13 protein-coding genes and 2 pseudogenes are annotated in these 19033 nt (G+C 64.0%); 8 read left to right on the top strand and 7 right to left on the bottom strand.

The window, feature by feature from the left end:
• Positions 1–6: 6 nt before the first annotated feature.
• The 4 genes and pseudogenes from panC (at position 7) to lysS (ending at position 4228) form a co-directional block, all read left to right on the top strand.
• Positions 7–846: a pantoate--beta-alanine ligase gene (gene panC / locus ACHFFR_RS02345; RefSeq protein WP_394262661.1), complete on the top strand. Its 840-nt coding sequence runs from the start codon at positions 7–9 to the stop codon at positions 844–846.
• Positions 843–1289 (top strand): annotated as a pseudogene (gene panD, locus ACHFFR_RS02340) (aspartate 1-decarboxylase); the annotation flags it as partial. The gene panC and the pseudogene panD, both read left to right, overlap by 4 nt.
• A gap of 176 nt (positions 1290–1465) precedes the next feature.
• Positions 1466–2476 (top strand): HAD-IIA family hydrolase, encoded by a 1011-nt coding sequence (locus tag ACHFFR_RS02335; protein WP_394262660.1) that lies wholly within the window; start codon positions 1466–1468, stop codon positions 2474–2476.
• 117 nt (positions 2477–2593) lie between these two features.
• The gene (gene lysS / locus ACHFFR_RS02330) at positions 2594–4228 is read left to right on the top strand and encodes a lysine--tRNA ligase (protein WP_394262659.1); all 1635 of its coding nucleotides are present in this window, start codon (positions 2594–2596) and stop codon (positions 4226–4228) included.
• Between the two features lie 130 nt (positions 4229–4358).
• Here lysS and ACHFFR_RS02325 read toward each other — a convergent pair whose 3' ends face one another.
• Complete coding sequence (locus tag ACHFFR_RS02325; RefSeq protein WP_394262658.1) at positions 4359–5966, bottom strand: DUF222 domain-containing protein; 1608 nt, start codon at positions 5964–5966, stop codon at positions 4359–4361.
• A gap of 465 nt (positions 5967–6431) precedes the next feature.
• Between ACHFFR_RS02325 and ACHFFR_RS02320 the strand changes: the two genes are divergently transcribed.
• Both ACHFFR_RS02320 and ACHFFR_RS02315 read left to right on the top strand, forming a co-directional pair.
• Entirely contained in the window at positions 6432–8711 is a 2280-nt protein-coding gene (locus ACHFFR_RS02320; protein WP_394262657.1) for an MMPL family transporter, read from the top strand.
• A gap of 3 nt (positions 8712–8714) precedes the next feature.
• Positions 8715–9419, top strand: coding sequence for a hypothetical protein (locus tag ACHFFR_RS02315; protein WP_394262656.1), 705 nt, complete (start codon positions 8715–8717; stop codon positions 9417–9419).
• Positions 9420–9573: 154 nt separating this feature from the next.
• On the opposite strand, the gene glpK is transcribed toward ACHFFR_RS02315, so the two are convergent.
• The 6 genes from glpK to glpA form a co-directional block, all read right to left on the bottom strand.
• Positions 9574–11142, bottom strand: coding sequence for a glycerol kinase GlpK (gene glpK, locus ACHFFR_RS02310; RefSeq protein ID WP_394262655.1), 1569 nt, complete (start codon positions 11140–11142; stop codon positions 9574–9576).
• Positions 11143–11462: 320 nt separating this feature from the next.
• On the bottom strand, positions 11463–12119 hold the full coding sequence (locus ACHFFR_RS02305; protein ID WP_394262654.1) for a uridine kinase: 657 nt from the start codon (positions 12117–12119) through the stop codon (positions 11463–11465).
• Positions 12120–12217: 98 nt separating this feature from the next.
• Positions 12218–13057, bottom strand: coding sequence for an SMP-30/gluconolactonase/LRE family protein (locus tag ACHFFR_RS02300; protein WP_394262653.1), 840 nt, complete (start codon positions 13055–13057; stop codon positions 12218–12220).
• A gap of 157 nt (positions 13058–13214) precedes the next feature.
• Positions 13215–14456 (bottom strand): anaerobic glycerol-3-phosphate dehydrogenase subunit C, encoded by a 1242-nt coding sequence (locus ACHFFR_RS02295; protein WP_394262652.1) that lies wholly within the window; start codon positions 14454–14456, stop codon positions 13215–13217.
• 2 nt (positions 14457–14458) lie between these two features.
• A complete protein-coding gene (gene glpB, locus ACHFFR_RS02290) occupies positions 14459–15724 on the bottom strand; it encodes a glycerol-3-phosphate dehydrogenase subunit GlpB (protein WP_394262651.1) in 1266 nt (421 codons plus the stop codon).
• Positions 15724–17382 (bottom strand): anaerobic glycerol-3-phosphate dehydrogenase subunit GlpA, encoded by a 1659-nt coding sequence (gene glpA, locus ACHFFR_RS02285; protein ID WP_394262650.1) that lies wholly within the window; start codon positions 17380–17382, stop codon positions 15724–15726. Before glpA ends, glpB begins: the two co-directional genes overlap by 1 nt.
• Before the next feature lie 182 nt (positions 17383–17564).
• Between glpA and ACHFFR_RS02280 the strand changes: the two genes are divergently transcribed.
• Together ACHFFR_RS02280 and ACHFFR_RS02275 are read left to right on the top strand one after the other, a co-directional pair.
• Positions 17565–18545, top strand: coding sequence for a sugar-binding transcriptional regulator (locus tag ACHFFR_RS02280; protein WP_394262649.1), 981 nt, complete (start codon positions 17565–17567; stop codon positions 18543–18545).
• Positions 18539–19030, top strand: a pseudogene (locus ACHFFR_RS02275) (amino-acid N-acetyltransferase); the annotation flags it as partial. The gene ACHFFR_RS02280 and the pseudogene ACHFFR_RS02275, both read left to right, overlap by 7 nt.
• Positions 19031–19033 lie beyond the last annotated feature (3 nt).

The raw sequence follows: 19033 nt of genomic DNA, 5'->3' as shown, positions 1-19033 counted from the left end.
TGGGGCGTGAGAGTTTGCAGGACACGGCACGAACTCGCCGCCGCGCTCGATGAGCATCCAGGAACCCGCGCCCTCGTGATGACGATGGGCGCGCTTCACGATGGGCACGCCCAGCTGCTGAAGGCGGGGCGCGAGGCGGCCGACGTGCTCGTGGCGTCGGTGTACGTCAATCCGCTCCAATTCGGGCCAAACGAGGACTTCGACGCCTACCCGCGACCCGTCGACGCCGATCTGACGCTCCTCGAGCGCGAGGGCACGGACATCGCCTTCCTGCCGACCGACGATCAGATGTACCCGCGTGAACCGCTCGTGCGCATCGACCCGGGCCCGATCGCCACGATCCTCGAGGGCAAGACGCGCCCCGGCCATTTCGCCGGCGTCTTGCAGGTCGTCCACAAGGTCTTTAACCTCGTGCGCCCGGACATGACATTCTTCGGCCAAAAGGACGCCCAGCAGCTCGCGCTCGTGCGCACGATGGTCGAGGACCTGAACATGGGCATCGACGTGCGCCCGGTTCCGATCAAGCGCGACGACGACGGCCTGGCCCTCTCGTCCCGCAACAGCTACCTGAGTGCGGACGAGCGTTCGCAAGCGCTCGCCATCTCCGGCGCTCTGCGCGCGGGGCGCGAGGCAGCGGATGCCGGCGCGACGGCGACCGAGGTGCTTGGCACCGCGCGGTCGGCGATCGCCGAGGCGGACGGCGTCGTGCTGGATTACCTGGTGCTCGTGAACCCGGATACGTTCGAAGAGCTCGCGCCGGGGGTGACGGGCCGAGGCCTGCTAGCCGCGGCGGCGTGGGTGGGTACGACGCGCCTGATCGACAACATGGAGGTCGAGCTTCGATGACATCGACGAGACCAACCCGCCTGCGCACGATGGTGACCGGCAAGATTCACCGGGCAACGGTCACGGGCGCGGACCTGCATTACGTCGGGTCGGTGACCGTGGATCTGGACCTGCTCGAGGCGGCGGATATCCTGCCGGGCGAGAAGGTCGACATCGTCAACGTCACCAACGGCAACCGGCTGGCCACGTACGTGATCCCGGGGGAGCGCGGCGCGGGCGAGGTCAAGCTCAACGGCGCGGCGGCGCACCTGTGCAGCGTGGGCGATATCGTGATTCTCATGTGTTACGCCCAGCTCGACGACGCCACCGCCCGGACCTACGAGCCGAGGATCGTGTTCGTGGACGAGCGCAATCGGATTCTCGACGAGGGCTCGGACCCCGGCCAGGTGCCGGTCAGCGCCCGCGACCTCACGGCCTCGGGGATTCCGTTTGACGAGGCTCGCCGCACTGTGCCGTCGTCGTCGGTCCCGTCACCGGCCGCCCTCTCATCACCGGCCACCGCGCCGGTCACCGCGCCGGCCGCCCCGTCACCGTCGTCCGTTCCGTCGTCGTCCCCCACGACACCGTCGTCTGTCTCTTCACCAGCCCAGACCACCTACACTCGAGGCGAGGAGTAACCATGCGTATGCCAACACCCCGAATCCCGCAGATCAACCCGAAGGCAATCATCGGGGACGCCAAGGAACTGCGCGAGAAGCTCGCGCGTCGCCCGGCCGCACAGGCCGAGACCGAGCTCGTCACGGCGGATCCGGCCGCCAAGGTCGGCGAGAAGGAAATCTCCGAGCGGATCGCCGACCTCAACGTCATGGTCCGCGAGGCCCCGCAGCGCGTCTTCGACGCCTACCTGCTCAACATCGACGCCACCGTGTTCGCCGGCGCCCAGCTGATGCCGGAAATGAAGATGGTCGTGGACACGCTGACCTCGCTGCGCCGCCCGATCCGCTACCTGTCGATGCTCTCCACCGTTTCGTCGGACAAGCTCGTCACGGCGATGGCCGCGGAGGGCGTCCAGCTCGATCCGCACCAGATCGTCACGCCTGGCCGCCAGGCGGCACGCTACCTTCACAAGTCCTACCCAGGTGCGAACGTGTTCGTGATCGGCGACGACGCGCTGTCGGCCGAGGTCGAGGGCGAGGGAATCCCGCTGAGCGAGGATCCCGCAGAGATCAACGTGGTTCTCGTGGGTCACGACCGCGATTTCTCCTTCGACAAGCTGACCACGGCCTTCCGTGCCATCGACGAAAACGGCGCGGATCTGGTCGCATCGTCGCTGCGGCGAGTGCGCCGCCAGCCCGATGGCACGCGCGAGCCGGGAACCCTATCGATCGTCACGGCGATCGAGGTGGCCACGCGCAAGCGGGTGGCGAAGAACCTCGGCAGCCCGGAGCCGGACCTGCTCGAGATGATTTTCGAAGACCTCGCGGCCACGCCCGAGGATGCGCTGCTCGTGACCGACTCGCTCGGCGCGGACATCCGCATGGCGAAGCGCTTCGGCATTCCGTCGGCGCTCGTGCTGACGGGGGACGCGACGATCAAGCAGGCGGAGGCCTTGAAGCGCAAGGACCAGCCGAACTACGTGCTCGATTCCATCGATTCGATCATCCCGCCCTACATCAAGGACCAGCTCTAACCGCACGGGTTCGTCACCGCACAGATCAACCCGAGATCACCCAGAGACCAGCCATTGATCAACTACTGATCAACCACTGATCGGCCACCGATCAACCAGAGACATAGGAAAGACTGAATGACACAGCCGCACTACGACGACACATCGGATCAGATCGCCGTCCGCAAGGAGAAGCGTCAGCGCATGCTCGACGAGGGCAGGAACCCGTATCCGCCCGAGCTCGTCGTGGAGAATTCGTTGGGCGAGATCCGCGAGCGCTACGTCGTGGATCGTTCCGATGGCGCCGTCTCGTCCGCCGCGTCGGCTGATTCCGCCTCGCCCGCCTCGTCCACCGCGTCGTCGGTCACTGTCCTCCAGCCGGGCGACGAGCTGACAGACACGGTCGTCAAGATCGCCGGCCGCGTCATGCTTTTCCGCCCGTCGGGCAAGATCGCCTTCGTGCAGCTTCAGTCGGGCGCGGACGACCGCCTGCAGGTCATCTTCTCGCTCGCGAACGTCGGCAAGGAGGCGCTCGATGCACTCAAGGCCGACGTCGACCTCGGTGATCACGTGTACGTCGTCGGCTACGTCGGCGCCTCGAAGCGCGGCGAGCTGTCGGTCTTCGCCACCGACTGGCAGATGGCCTCGAAGGCCCTGCGCCCGCTGCCGAAGACCTTCACGGCCGAGGACGGCACCGAGATGTCGCTCAACGAGGAGACCCGCGTTCGCAAGCGTCACCTCGATCTCATCACGCGCGCCGATGCCCGCAAGATCGTGCGCACCCGCGCGAAGATGATGCAGTCGATCCGCAAGACGTTCGACGAGCGTGGTTACATCGAGGTCGAGACCCCGATGCTCCAGCCGCTACACGGCGGCGCGGCCGCGCGCCCGTTCGAGACGCATATCAACGCCTACGATCAGGACCTCTACCTCCGTATCGCCACCGAGCTCTACCTGAAGCGCGCCGTCGTCGGTGGGCTCGAGAAGGTCTACGAGATCGGCAAGAATTTCCGTAACGAGGGCGCAGATTCGACGCATTCGCCCGAGTTTTCGGCGATGGAGGCCTACGAGGCCTACTCGACCTACGAGGAGATGGCCGACCTGACCCGCGATCTGATCCAGAACGCGGCGCGCGACATTTTCGGAACGACGACGGTCACGCTCGCCGATGGCACCGAGTACGACCTCGGGGGAGAGTGGGCTCGGCTCGACCTGTACGAGTCGCTCTCGCAGGCAGTCGGTGAGGAGATCACCGTCGAGACGCCCCGTGAGCGGTTGATTGAGATCGCCGAGGCGAATGGCATCGGCGTCAAGGATTACGCCGTGTCCGGCAAGATCGCGGAGGACATCTGGGAGGAGCTCGTCGGCGATCGCCTGTGGGAGCCGACCTTCGTGTTCGACTTCCCGGAGGACACCTCCCCGCTGACCCGTAACCACCGCTCGAAGCCGGGTGTTACCGAGAAGTGGGACTTGTACGTGCGCGGCGTCGAGGTCGCGACGGCATACACGGAGCTCGCCGACCCGGTCATTCAGCGCGAGCGGCTCACGCAGCAGTCGCTCGATGCGGCCGCCGGCGACCCGGAGGCCATGCAGCTCGACGAGGACTTCATCGAGGCAATGGAGCAGGGCTTTCCGCCGTCGGGCGGCATGGGCATGGGCATCGACCGCATGCTCATGGTGCTCACCGGCCTCGGCATCCGCGAAACGATTTTGTTCCCGTTCGTCCGTCCGCAGGCCCGCAAGTCGGCGCTCGCGTCATCGGATCCCGCCTAACCGACTGATCCCGACCAGCCAGTCGATCCCGCCTAACCGACTGATCTCGACCAGCCAGTCGATCCCGCCTAGTCGAACCCGTCTCCTGGCCCTTCCGGCCGGTAGAACGCGGCCAGTCGGGCGCTCCGGCTTAGAACGGTATCTCGGCGTCGGTGTTGAAGAACGACTCCGTCGGCGGGAAATCGGCGGTGGGCACACTGCTCCTATCGCTGTTCGCTGCCCCCTGGCCGCCTGCCCCTTGATCGCTTGGAGCTGATGCGCCCGAGGATCCGGACGGGTCGGACGAAGGCGCAATTCTGCGCCGACCGTGAGCAGTGTATTCCCAGCCGTTTCCGTCTCGGAACGACCAACCATCGCGATGTCGGAAGATTGTAATGTCATTGCGGTGGACGAATCGGTGATGATGCCAGCACAGCATGACGAGGTTATCGATGTCCGAATTTCCGCCGTTCTTCCAATGAACGGCGTGGTGTACCTGCGATGACTGGTAGGTGTGATGACACCCCGGGAACCTGCATGTTCGATCACGTGCGATAACCGCTCTCCGTTGCTGCGGCGTACAGAGCCGATGTGCCTGCCCGTGGTCGAGGATGACGCCATCCCGCGAGAAAATCTGTTTCGAAATCCGTGAATCGCATAGGAGCGTCATCAGATCTGACGGCACGAGGGGAGTGCCATCGTCCAACGTGGCCGGCTCCAGACCCGTGAAGAGATCCGGATCGATACCCGCCCGAATCTCCGCGAGCACAGGACCCAATACCGGATGTTCCACCGGCGCCGCACCCTGCTCGCGCTCGGCAGCCGCGGCCTCTTCTTCAAGCTTTGCCGCGGCCTCGGCCGTGACGAGGGTTTCGAGCGGCACCTGCACGGTAATGTGTGCGCCGCCGTTACCCTTACCGGCCTCGTCGCTATCCTGAGCGGCGCGATCACAAATCTCTGCCAGCGCAGCCGCCCGGCGGGACAGCGGCCCGCGAGGATCGCCGAGGCTGGGCACGCCCATCACCTTCGTCAGAGTCGAATCCACAATCTTTCCATTGATAGGATCGAGGTAGCCGCTGATAATCCAGCCATCCGAGTCCTCGACAATCGAGAGCCGTTCTTCCTTCGACTTCTCCCGCGCCATCCGCTCGGATCGCTTCGGCGCATGCTTGATCACCCACGCCTTTACACGCTTTTCGAACTGCCCCGCGTCCATCGTCTGAGCGGCTTCGCGCAGCTGCGCCTCGCCGTCGTCGGGATCGAGCAATTGTTCCTTCAATGCAGGGGACTGAATGACCTTCGTCAACACGTCCACGTGCGCGACCGAAATCTCGCCGTCCGAGAGGTCTTCCTTGAACGTCGGCAGGTCATTCTTAAGCGCCTTCGCCCTCTTGACCGACTTTCGCGAGTCCGCCAGGCTCGTCTTGCTCACCTGGCGCTCGTACTCATCGACCGTCCGCGCACCGGCATTCTGCCAGTCGCCAGTCTCATTCACGCGTGCGAGTGCATCTGCTCGGAGAGCGCCGATCTTTGTTTCTGCCTTCGCCAGCAGAGACGAGAACTCCAACAACTCCTCGCCCGCCAACGAATCAACCGTGCCACGGGCGAGCGCGTCAATTCCATCAATGATCGAAGTCAGCTCTCGCACAGCGCCAGCTTCGCGCGAACTCGTCGCCCCAGCGAGCGCGGTAATCTCGGCGCCGCCAATCACCGGACGCGCCGCGGCGTCACACAGGTCGAGATCGAGCGCGGCGGACACAGCGGCACCTCCTTTCGGTGAGGGCGGCAACCCCGCGGGCGGACAACGATCCCGCAGCAGCTACCGTCTGATGAGATATGTCCAGTTTACCAGAATCGTTCGAACAAGTGTTCGAATATGACGCACATCACACGCGCCCAAACGCAATGAAAACCCCTCAAACACCCCGACCAGCAATCACCGGCCAACAATTATCTACGAACCACACGAACGCCCACCAACAGCCACCAAACACCGTCCACCCGCCACCGCCCACCAACCGCCCACCAACCGCCCCACCCAACGAGCCCCAAATCGCCCCGCCAAACCGCCCCAAACTCGGTCAAATTACGCTCCATGGTTTACTCTGTGTAGGTGCAGCAATTTCTGACGTCTAAAAAGGCGCTCCCACTTCGTTTTTTTCTCCTTCTCTTCTGGCTTGCCATGCTCGGTTTCGGTGGCATGGCCCAGGGTCAAATCTCGTCCGTGACGGAAAACGACCAAGCCTTCTTCCTCCCTGAATCCGCGGAATCCACGCTCGCCAGCGAGGCCGCAGCGGAGTTCAAGGAGTCGAACGAGCTCCCGCTCCTGATCGCCGTCGTCAAGCCTGGCGATTCCGCGTTCACCGAGGAGGAACTCGCCGAACTCGCACCCGTGGGCGAAGCCCTCCCGGGCGTCGAGCTCTCGAGCGGAGAAACCCTCGCAGACGTCATGACCAGCCAGTTCATCCCGGCGGTCCCGAACGAGGACGCCACCGCCGTCCTCCTGCCCCTCAACCTTGACACCGCCTCCGTCAACGCATCCGACGACGACGGCCAGCGCCTCGTCAACTCGCTCGTCGAGGACGTCCGCGCGTTCCTCGCCGATGAGTTCGGCGATATGGATGCGGACTTCTTCGTCTCCGGCCCCGCGGCCATCGCGGCGGATCTCGGCGGAGCGTTCGCCGGCATCGACCTCACCCTGCTCCTCGTGGCGGTCGTCCTCGTCTTCATCATCCTGATCTTTGTGTACCGCTCGCTCTACCTCCCGATCGCCGTCCTCATCACGGCCATCGCGGCGCTGTGCGCGGCGGTCCTCGTGGTCTACAACCTCGCCCTCAAGGACGTCTTCGACCTCAACGGCCAGACGCAGGGCATCCTCTCCATCCTCGTTATCGGCGCGACCACCGACTACTCACTCCTCGTCGTCTCGCGCTACCGCGACGAACTCAAGGAAGACGTCACCCCGATCCAGGCTCTCGCGAACTCGGTCAAGGGCGTGTGGGAGCCGATCCTCGCCTCGGGCGGAACGGTCATCGCGGGCCTCCTCGCGCTTCTCCTCTCGGACCTCTCGTCCACCGCATCGCTTGGCCCGATCGCCGCGATCGGCATCATTTTCTCGATGCTCGCCGCGCTGACGCTCCTGCCCGGCCTGCTCATGATCTTCGGCAACAAGTTCGCCCGCGCCGTCTTCTGGCCGGCGAAACTCCCCGAAAAGGCAGACGACCCCGACGGCATCGACGGCCACGGCATCTGGTCGCGCTGGGCACGCATCGTCGGCAAGAACGACCGCCGCGTCTGGGTGGGCTCGCTCATCCTCCTCGTGGCGCTCGCCGCATTCGCCCCCACATTCCAAGCGCAAGGCACCTCGCAAACCGAGCAGTTCGTCGACCGCCCCGACTCCGTCATCGGCTTCGACATCCTCGGCGACAAGTTTGACGTCGGCTCGGTTGAGCCCATCGAGGTCGTTATTTCCAACGACGCCGTTGACGCGGCGATCGAGGAGATTTCGGCTATCGACGGGGTCGAGTCCGTCACGCCGACAGTCGACCCCGAGTCGGTGCCCGAGGGAATGCCGGAGGGTATGCCCGCCGACGCGGAAGGAATGCCCGCCGACGCAGAAGGAATGCCCGCCGACGCAGAAGGTATGCCCGCCGACGCGGAAGGAATGCCCGCCGACGCAGAAGGTATGCCCGCCGACGCAGAAGGTATGCCAGCAGGCGAGATGCCCGCCGGCATGCCGGGCGCGCAGCAGGAGGGCGAGCCGCTCGTCATCGACAACCGCGTGCTCCTGTCCGTGTCCACCTCGATGCCGTCGGGCGACACTGCCGCGGCCGGCGTCGTTCAGCAGATCCGCGACATCGCCCACGAACTCGATTCCGAATCGCTCGTTGGCGGCGCCTCGGCGCAGAACCTCGACACGCAGCAAACGGCCCGCTCGGATCTGTTCAAGATCATCCCGGTCGTACTGATCATCATCATGGTCATGCTGGTCATCCTGCTTCGCTCGTTCGTCGCACCGCTGCTGCTGGTGCTCGCCAACATCCTGTCCTTCGCATCCGCGATGGGCATCTCGGCGATCATCTTCAACTGGATCCTCGACCACCCGGGCGCGGACGCCTCCGTCCCGCTCTACGCGTTCGTGTTCCTCGTCGCGCTCGGCATCGACTACACGATCTTCCTCATGGCTCGCGTGCGCGAGGAGTCGGAGGAGGTCGGCACCCGCAAGGGACTCCTGCGCGGCCTCGCCGTCACCGGCGGCGTCATCACGTCGGCCGGAATCGTGCTCGCGGCAACCTTCGGCGCGCTCGCGGTGATCCCGCTCCTGTTCATGCTCCAGCTCGCGATCATCGTGCCGCTCGGCCTGCTGATCGACACGTTCATTGTGCGCACCTCTCTCATCGCCGGCCTCGTCCACGACATCGGCGATCCCGTGTGGTGGCCGCGCAAGATCGAGCCCAAGTCGGAGAAGGCAAGTGACGAGGCGGAGATCCCGACATATGCTTAAGGCGTGGCACGCTCAGAAGCTGGGAGTACCCAGAACAGTCGTCGCACGTTCCTGATTTCCCTGGCGCTGCTCGGCGTCGTCGTTCTCGTCCTCCTCGGGTGGTGGTTGTCGTCGAGCAGCGACGACGACCCGGCATCCACGCCGGCTACCACCGGCAGCGCCTCTCGCACCCCGACCATCAGCGACATCATGAACGCACCACTTGCTGTGCCCGCCTCGTGCGCGAACCTGCATAGTGAGGTCTTCGCCGAGACGCACAACGATACGATGAACGTGGCATTCTCGGACGGCCAATCCCGACCCACCGACGTATTCGACGCCGGCGTCATGGAAATCGCCGCGGCCAGCATCACCACGATCGACGACGAGCCCGCGATCGGCGTCGTCGTGCGGTGCCACGGCCCATACGGCCCCGTCGACGCGTTCGCCGTCTACGACGCACACCTGCGATTCCAGCACGCGCTCGAGCCGTACTGGGACGAGACGATGGACGTGCTCGGCGGCACGAATCCCGAGTATTTCACCATGAGCGACGCCGACTTCTCCGGTTCCGACATCACGTTCGTTGCGCGCGGGCTGGTTCCCGCGCACCGCCCGGAGGTAGGGGGAGTGGGCAAGGCGGACGTCCACTACGTCTACGATCCCGCGAACGCGCAGCGACCCTTCCGCCTCGTCGAGTTCGACATCACCTATCCCGGCGTGAACTAACGGCCACCGCTCGCAAAGCGCCACCGCAAAAGAGCGGGCCGCTAACCAAGCGCAGGCCACCAACTAAGCACACAACACAACTGAGGGCCAGATCCACCGGACCTGACCCTCAGTCGATGTCGTCAAAGACGAACCTTCAACGACCCCGCGTTAACTACGCGGTCTCTTCAGCCTCTTCGGCTACCTTCTCCTCGATCTTCTCGGTGTCCTCGTCAACCCAGTCGAACGTGCGCGTTACGGCCTTCTTCCACTGACGCATCTGACGATCGCGCTCGTCAGCGTCCATGGACGGGCTCCAGCGCTTGTCTTCCTGCCAGTTGTCGATGACGTCCTGCTCGCCGTCCCAGAAGCCCACGGCGATGCCGGCAGCGTATGCTGCGCCCAACGCGGTGGTCTCGGCGACGACGGGGCGAACCACGTCGGTGCCGAGGATGTCTGCCTGGAACTGCATGAGCGTGTCGTTAGCGGTCATGCCGCCGTCGACGCGAAGCTCCTCGAGCTCAACGCCGGAGTCGGCGTTCATGGCCTCGAGAACCTCGGCCGTCTGGAACGCGGTTGCCTCGAGGACGGCGCGAGCCAGGTGGCCCTTGTTGTTGAAGCGCGTCAGACCAACGATCGCGCCGCGAGCGTCGTCCTTCCAGTACGGTGCGAACAGGCCGGAGAACGCCGGGACGATGTAGACGCCGCCGTTGTCCTCGACCGTCTCAGCAAGCTTCTCAATCTCCGGTGCGGAGGAGATGATGCCGAGCTGATCGCGCAGCCACTGGACGAGCGAGCCCGTCACAGCGATCGAACCCTCGAGCGCGTAGACGGTTTCCTGATCGCCGATCTTGTAGCAGACCGTGGTCAGCAGGCCATTCTCCGACGTGACAGCCTCAGTGCCCGTGTTGATGAGCATGAAGCAACCCGTGCCGTAGGTGTTCTTTGCCATGCCCTTTTCGAAACATGCCTGGCCGAACGTTGCAGCCTGCTGATCGCCGAGAATGCCCGAAATCGGGGTGTCGATGATCAGCGTGTTCTTTGCGCCGTGGCCGTAGACCTCGGACGAGGACTTGATCTCGGGGAGCATCGACATCGGAATGCCCATGGCTTCACAGATCTCCGGCACCCACTCGAGCTTGCGGACGTCCATGAGCATGGTGCGTGACGCGTTGGTCACGTCAGTCACGTGCACGCCACCATTGACGCCGCCCGTGAGGTTCCACAGCACCCAGGTGTCCATGTTGCCGAACAGGAGGTCTCCCGCCTCAGCCCTCTCGCGAGCACCTTCGACGTTGTCGAGGATCCACTTGACCTTCGGGCCTGAGAAGTAGGTGGACAGGCCAAGGCCGACGGTCGGCTTGTAGCGGTCCACGCCCTCGTCACCTGCAAGTTCGCGCACGATCTTATCGGTACGCGTGTCCTGCCACACGATCGCGTTGTAGACCGGTTCACCCGTGTTCTTATCCCACACGACGGCGGTCTCACGCTGGTTGGTGATACCAACGGCAGCGAGCTCGTGGCGGTTGATGTCGGCCTTTGACAGCGCCTCACCAATAACCTCACGAATGTTGCCGGCCACCTCGACCGGATCATGCTCGACCCAGCCGGCCTTCGGCATGATCTGCTCATGCTCCTTCTGACCAACGGAGATAATGCTTCCACTATGGTCGAAGACGATCGCACGGGACGAGGTAGTTCCCTGATCGATCGCCATGACATACTTCTTTTCTACTTCTGCCATTGAGTTCCCTTCTTCATTGAACGGTTACACATCTTCGGACGTTGGCTGCGGGTGAGTGGTTATCATCAGCAACCAACAGCAATCGAGCGCACCGGGCGTCAATCTGCTTTCTTTACTCTTCCATAAATCAGCAAAAAGTGACCCGCGATACAGTCAGATTGCAAGAAGTTGCAGTGCCCGTATGGGCACGTGGAAATTGTGCACGCGCGGCTGGGTATTGTGCCAACGCGCAGGTCAGTGGCCTACTTTGCGAAATAACGGCGCCGTCCGCGCAGCCGGTACACCGTCCAGCCCAGCCGTTACGCCGTCCAGCGCAGCCGCTACTCCGTCCAGCGCAACGCCGCGAGCATCTGCGTCAGCGATTCTTGCGCTTCGGTGTAGGACACGAGGCGGGCGCCCCTGGCATCGAGTTCTTTGTACATCGCCGGTTCCTTGCGGAAGTGTGCGAACCCTCGGCGGAGCAGGTTCGGAAGCGGCTTGCGGTTCTCGTCGACGTCGCGCATGAGGCGGAACCAGAAAGTCTGCAGGCGCGGGCGCTTGATGACGAGCGCGTCGGCAAGAATGCCCTCGGCCGTCAGATCGTCAATGAGCTCGACCGCAAAGATTCCTTCGGCCAGGACGTACCTGCGCCCCTCCATGTCGAGCGTGCGCTCGCCGATCCTCGTGGAGGTCGGAATATCGTAGACCGGCACCGTGGTCACTCCCTTGGTGCACAGCTCGCGAAGCGCCTGAACCGCGCCCTCCTTGTCCCACGTCTCGGCCGAATCCCAATCAACCATGCCGTGTCGCATCGGCATGCCGGGCCGATCGCCGTCATAGTAGAAATCGTCGAGAGAGACTACGGGCAGACCCGTGCGCGAGGTGAATCGAGTCTTGCCGCTGCCAGATGCGCCCATGACGAGAATGACGCGGGCATTCGGGCGCCGCGCGGATTCGGGCAGGTCGAAGAGACCATCATCAGACAGGGGCGTAGACATGCCCGTATTCTATACCCAGCGCCGTGCAGGTTCCGGGTGAGCCGACGTGATCCCGCACGCTCTGGTTGGCCGGGCCCCGAACGTCTTTCGTGCGCGAACTAGCCCGCGAACGGGATCGTCGGCTTGCCTGGCACGTCGGCACGGCCGTGGAAGATGGCGCCCTCCGTGCTGGTCGGATCGTCGAGGTTCTCACGCGAGGTGGTCACGAAGACGTCGCGGCCGTCCTCGCCACCCAGCGTCACAGCGGTGACGAGGCGCGCTGGCAGGTCCCACTCGCCGAGGATCTCGGCCTCGGGCGAGTACAGGCGCACCTTGCCCACGCGGTTGAGGGCCACCCACACGTTCCCCTCGGAATCAACTGTCAGGCCGTCCGGGCTCGTACCACTGGCCTCGTGGAATTCACGGCGGTTGGTTAGCTCTTCGTCGACGACGTCGAACACGTCGGTTCGGCGCGTTCCCGTGTCGTGGTAGTAGGCCTTCGTGCCGTCGGGGGAGAAGTCAATGCCGTTCGACGTCGAGACCGATTCGAGGACCGTGGTCACATCATGATTAGGGCTGATCTTGTACAGCTTTCCCGCGCCCTTTTTGCGCGAATACGACATCGAGCCGGCGTAGAGATTACCCCACGGATCCGTGCCGCCCTCGTTCATGCGGATGTCCGGATCAGTCCAGATCGGTTCGAGAGCGTGAACCTCGCCAAACGGCTCGCCCGAGAGACCGATCCCGCGTTCGAGGCCGACGACGAACCCGCCCGACGCGCGCGGGCGGACGAACGCGGCGATTGGAGAACCGACGTGGAGGCGATCTATCTCGCCATTGTCTTTCAGGGTGAGGAGGTCGCCCTCGAGCATGTCGACCCAGCGAAGGCCTCCCCATTCTTTGGCCCAGACGGGCCCTTCGGCGTGATAGGCAACGGCGTCGGTGATCTGTTCAAACATGGGTGAGGTCCCTCCCGTGGCGGTTATGTGGCGATCTGAGCGTTCTCATCTACCGTATGCCAATATCGCCCACAGTTTCTCGTCAGATGAGCGCGCGGGTGAAGAGAAGCAGACCGACAAAGAGTCTCAGCCTGCTCATGGTCAATCTCCAGCGAACCTACCTAGCTAGCCCAAGCGAGCGGTGCACGATCTCGACCGGGTGGACCGTCGTCGCGCCCGTGCCCTTGCGGATCTGCCAGCGGCAGGTGTCCGTCTCGCACGCCGCGAGCTTGGGATTGGTGCGCTTGATCATGTCGAACAGCGGCTTGCCAACGGCCTGAGCGACGTCGTACTTTTCCTTCTTCAGGCCGTACGTGCCGGCGATGCCACAGCAGGCCTCGCCAGACTCCACCACGGTCACGCCGGGGATGGTCTCCATGACCTTGATCGCCGGTTTGCCGATGCCCTGGCTCTTGACCTGGCACGGCTGGTGGTACGGAATGGTGATGTCCCAGCGCTGGAGATCCTCGATGGGGAACTCGCCCTCGTCGATGAGTTCGGCGAGGAACTCGGACAGCTCGATCGTGCGAGCGCCGACGTCGAGGAGATCCGGATCGTCAAGCCCCATGATCTCGTGCGCCTCGTGGCGGAGCATGCCCGCACACGAGCCAGACGAGGCCACGATCGTCAGATCCTTGCCCGCCTCATTGAGCTGCTTGACGAGCTGGCGCACCTTCTTCGACGCCCGATCAAACAGGCCGTTCGACTGATGCGCGAGACCACAGCAGCCCTGCTTCGGCGCGAGAACCTCGAAGCCGATGTGCTCGAGCACCTCCACGGCCGCCTTCGACGTCGCAGTCTCGAAGTATCCGCCCGCACAGCCGTGGAAGAACACGATCGGCCCCTTGGGGAACGGGCCCGTCCGGGTCTTCTCGTGCTCCTTGAACCAGGACATGAACGTCCTCGACTGGGCCGTCGGCATCGGCGCATCGCGGTGAATGCCGATCACCTTTTCGACCACCACGCGCACCGGCTTTGCCGACAGCGCGGCGTTGGCGATCGGCGCAAACGGGGTCATGAGCTTGCCCTCGAGCTCCGTCTCGACCATGAGCTGATCGCGAATCGGCATGTTATCGGCTTTCATGACCGCGCGTGCTTGGGCGTTAATCTCCGCGATCTTCACGCCCTGCGGGCACACCGTGGTACAGATGGCGCAGCCCGAACAGTAGTCGAGCGAGACGTCAACGGAACCGCCGTGGCGGAACCGCTCGGCCTGCGGGCCCACCCACTTCGGGCCGGAAAACAGCGGAGTTTCACGCGCGACGGGGCACTGGGTCTCACAGATCGTGCACTTGACACACGCATCGAGGGACGCGCGGGCAAGCGAGGCCTTTGCATGTTCCAGTGGATTGACAGTCATAGTTAGTCCTTCTTCCTCAACGCCCGGGTAGCGGCAACCGCGGATCCGAGCGCGATTCCTTCACCGGACTTCTCACTCCACGGGCGCGCGCCGCCAAGGAGCGACCCCACGCAGTAGAGGTTGTCGTACACGGGCGTGCCATCAGCAAGTGGCAGCATCTCGGCGTTCACTTTTACGCCGCACCCGAAGATGTCCTTGCCATCGACGACGACGTCGCCCGTCACCGTCTTGGCCTGCGCGTCCTCGGGGTCCATAAAGATCAGGGGCAGGTCGAACACGCGCTCGCGGATCGTGCCATACGAATCGCGTTCGATCGTTCCCGACTCCAGACCACCTCCGGCGTAAACCACGGCGTCGACCTTGTCGGTACTCACGCGGCCCGCCCTTTGCACCTTGAGCGCGGTGATCCGCGACCCGTCGGTGTCGAAGCCGACTACCTGCGCGTTCAGCGCGATGTCCACGCGCATCTTGCGCGCCAGACCAACCAGCGCGTCGTTGATGCGGCGGCCGGAGACCGATGGCGGCGGCACAGGCACTTCGCCCACGGCAACGCCGAGCTCCGCCGCGATGTCGCTGTAGGCATCCGGGGAGAATCCGAGGAGCGCGGGCAACAGGATCGTCTCACCCTCCCGAACCACGGAGCGCAGCTCGTGTGCGAGCGCGTCCCGCGTGGCGGGCCCATCGAGCCCGGCCGTACCGTCCAGTGCGCGCGCGAACGTCGTGCTCGTGGAATCAACCTCGGGCTTGCGCGGCTGCAGGTCGATCGTCACCGATCGTGCCTCCACCTTCGCCAGCGGCGTGCGCGCCAGGTTGTCGGCGATGAACTGAGCGGGGAAATCGCGGAACTGCTTGATCCCCACCACGAGGTACTTTTTGCCGTCCTCAACGAGCGCCGGCGTCATGGTGTTCTGCACGAGCGCCGTCGGGCGAACCGCACCGATCGCCGTCGGCATCAACACGTTCGTTCCAGAGTTTTCCGCAAACAGACCCGTGGTCTCGCGCAGCCAGTCGACTCCCGCGCGCACGGCGTCGGCGCCGATTGCCGCGTACGGATGCTCCGGCTGTTCGGACACGAGCTCGTCAATCGCCTCGTAGGGCTGTTCAATAGGGTGGCCGTCGTTGTGCCAGCCGTAGACGTCCAATGTGCCGGTCGACAACAAAAGGCCGCCGACGCCGCGCGTCACGATGTCAACGCTGTGGCCGTCTTCGCGCAACATGAGCGCGGTGGACAATCCTGCCAGACCCGCTCCGATGACTACGATTCGCATTATTCGTTCTCCTCCACGGGTGCCTGCACCGGGCGTCCGTGCAGGAGCTCGAGATCGCCGGTGGCGACAAGCGATTCCTTCGACGGCGCGGGCAGATGGTCAATGTCAAGATTTCCGGCGAGGATCCACTTGTTCAGCGTCGCCTCGCGCAGCTGTTCGCCGTACATGAGCGATTCGAGGCCCGAGTAGCGGTTCTTGACGAAGAGCCTGAGCATCGACGACGTCCGGTCGGCATTCGCTGCCGGATCGGTGACGGTCTTCGCGGCTTTCTCGTGCATGATGCCCGCGGCTCGCATTCCGCAGAACGTGCCCTGGCACGGGCCCATTCCGAGGCGGGTGCGGCGGCGGACGTCGTCGAGATTGGCCTCCGGCTGCTTGTCGAACTCCTTCTCGATCGTCGAGCGGTGAAGGTATTCGCACTCGCAGATGATCGGATCCTCGAAGCGCTCCTCCTCGGCCTCCTTCAGCCGGTCCGTGACCTTGTGGGTTCGCGTCGCGCGCGGGGGAACTGGCTCGTCCGCCGTCGTACACTCAACGAACTCGCCCATCTGGTTGAGCAACGCATCCACGATGTTCTTCGCCATGAGGCGGTACGTGGTGAGCTTGCCGCCGGCGATGGTGAACAGGCCGGTGATGCCGTCGCGGCTAGAGTGGTCGATGATCGACATGCCTCGCGACATGTGGCGGGTATCCGACTCATCCACGCGCGAATCCTTCACGAGCGGCCGCGCGCCGGCCCACGCGTGCACCGCGCGAGCCTTGCGGAAGCCCGGAATCAGGTCGTCGCCCGAATCGAGCATCGCCTGCACCTCGGAGGTCTTGATCTCGAGGAAGTCCGGATCGTCGGCGCGCTGATCGGTGGTGCCGATGATCGAGACGGTGTGTGCCGGGACGATGATGTCGCCATCGGCCGGGTGAATACAGCGGTTGACGACCGAGTTCACGAGGCGGTGGTTCATCGCGATCATGATGCCGCGGCCGGGAACCACGTCCACGCCGTGCGCGCCCGCCATCTGAGCGATCTGACCCGCCCACGGGCCGCCAGCATTAATGGCGGCGCGGCAGTTGATCCGCACTTCTTCGCCCGTCTTTTCGTTCGTGCACACGACCTGGGAGATCTGACCGCCGTCGTTCACAATCTTAGTCACGCGGTGGTACGTGAGAGTCGTGGCGCCGTATTCGCGTGCCGACTCCGCACATCCCCAGACCATTGCCCAGCCGTCAATGGAGCCGTCCTCTACCTGGAAAACCCGCTGCATGCCCGGGTTCAGACGAGGCTCGAGGGTGAGCGCCTCCTTGATGGTCAATTCGTGAGCTGGAACGCGGGTCTCGTTCGCCGCCGCGAGGAAGCGAGTCGAGTACTCCGGGTCGTCGTGGGGGCCGACGACGAACAGGCCGCCCGTCTCCTCGACGGCGTCTGCGTGCAGTCGGCGCAAAATGACGTTCTCTTCAGCGCACTCCGTTGCCGAATGCGGATCCGAAATAACGTAGCGACCGCCCGAATGCAAAAGGCCGTGGAAGCGGCCAGACGTTCCTTGCGCCAGATCGGCGCGTTCTACCATCACGGCGTCAAAGCCACGCATCGCGAGGTCTCGAAGGACACCCGCCCCCGTAGCTCCGCCACCTATAACAACAACATCGGTGTTTATAGTTTTCATCGTTCTTCCGATTTCTTCGCGGAATATTCCCTTCCAATGTACGACGTTGTGACAGGTCACGTGGTGAAAAAGTCGGACACTAGAAGAATTTGCGCAAGCGTGCACGCTCGTGCAGGGAACCTGAAAGGCGTTTCAGGTTATGTGTAAGATTCTACCAAGCAGACGATAGGGAAGGGGCGAAAATGACTCGTCAGGATCGGACACAAGCTGCTTACGAGGCGGCTGTGATGCACTTTGTGCAGGGCGAAACGATGGAATCAATTGCCCGGCGCCTGTCCGTCTCCCGGTCCACCGTGTCCCGCCTTATTTCCGAGGCGAAAGACATCGGGCTCGTCCGGGTCACGGTCCACCCACCGCAGGCCGCCGCATCCGAACTTCAAAACTCGATTGCCGAGATGTTTGATGTGCGCGTGAAGGTGGTCCCAGTGCCCTTCGGCGTGAACGAAACTCGCCGCCTGAACGCCGTCGCCCAAGTCGCCGCGATCATGGTCTCGAACCTCATGAAGCCGGACACGATCATCGGGGTCGCCTGGGGTAATACCGTCGCCGCGCTCGTCGACCACCTCGTGCCGCGCCCCGCCCGCGGCTCGATCGCCGTCCAGCTCAACGGCGCCGCCAACGCCTCCACCACCGGCGTGCCGTATGCCGGCGCGCTCATGGAGGAATTCGGCAAGGCGTTCGGCTCGGACATCCAGTACTTCTCCGTCCCCGCCTTCTTCGATTACACGCAGACGCGCGACGCCCTGTGGCGTGAGCGCTCCATTAACTCCGTGCGCGAGACGCAAAAGAAAGCCGACATCGCCCTGTTCGGCATCGGCTCCATGACGTCCAAAAGCCCCTCGCTGGTCTACTCCGGTGGCTATCTGAGCCCCGACGAGATCCGGGAGCTGCGCGAGGACGGCGTTGTTGGAGACATCTGCACCGTGCTCCTGCGCGGTGATGGCTCGTGGGAGGACCTCGAGATTAACTCGCGCGCGTCCGGCCCCACGCCTACCGATCTGAAGCAGATTCCCCAGCGCATCGGAGTCGTGTCTGGAACCGACAAGATCGCCGCGACCGTGGCTGCCCTGCGCGCCGGCGTGATCACTGACCTGGTGATCGACGAAAACTCGGCCGAACTCCTCTATGCCTTAGTGCAGCGGGCCCAGCAGGTGACCGCGTGATCCGCTCGGCCCGGGCGGGCGAGGCCCGCGTCATCGCCGAGCTCGTACGCCCCTACGTCAGCCGCCGCATCCTCGTCTCCAAAGACCTCATCGACTATTTCGAGGACATCCAAGAGTTCGTGGTCGCCGAGATCGACGGCGAGGTGGTCGGCTGCGGCGCCCTCCACGTGTTCTGGGAAGACATTGGCGAAATCCGAACGCTCGCCGTGAAAGAGGAGCTACTCGGGCAGGGGATTGGCAAGGCGATCGTGGACGAGCTGGAACAGCGCGCCCGCGGCCTTGGCCTGCGCCGGCTATTCTGCCTCACCTTCGAGATCGACTTCTTCGAAAGCCGCGGGTATCGGGAGATCGAGGGCACGCCCGTCGGCACCGACGTCTACCACCAGATTTTGCGTTCTCACGACGACGGCACCGCCGAATTCCTCGAGCTCGCCCGAGCCAAGCCCAACACGCTCGGGAACTTCCGGATGCTCAAAGATCTCTAGCGA

It is taken from the genome of Trueperella sp. (genome assembly GCF_043424875.1).
Classification (GTDB): Bacteria; Actinomycetota; Actinomycetes; order Actinomycetales; family Actinomycetaceae; genus Trueperella.
Note: the sequence above shows the minus strand (reverse complement) of the source record. Positions and strands in the feature narration are given on the sequence as shown.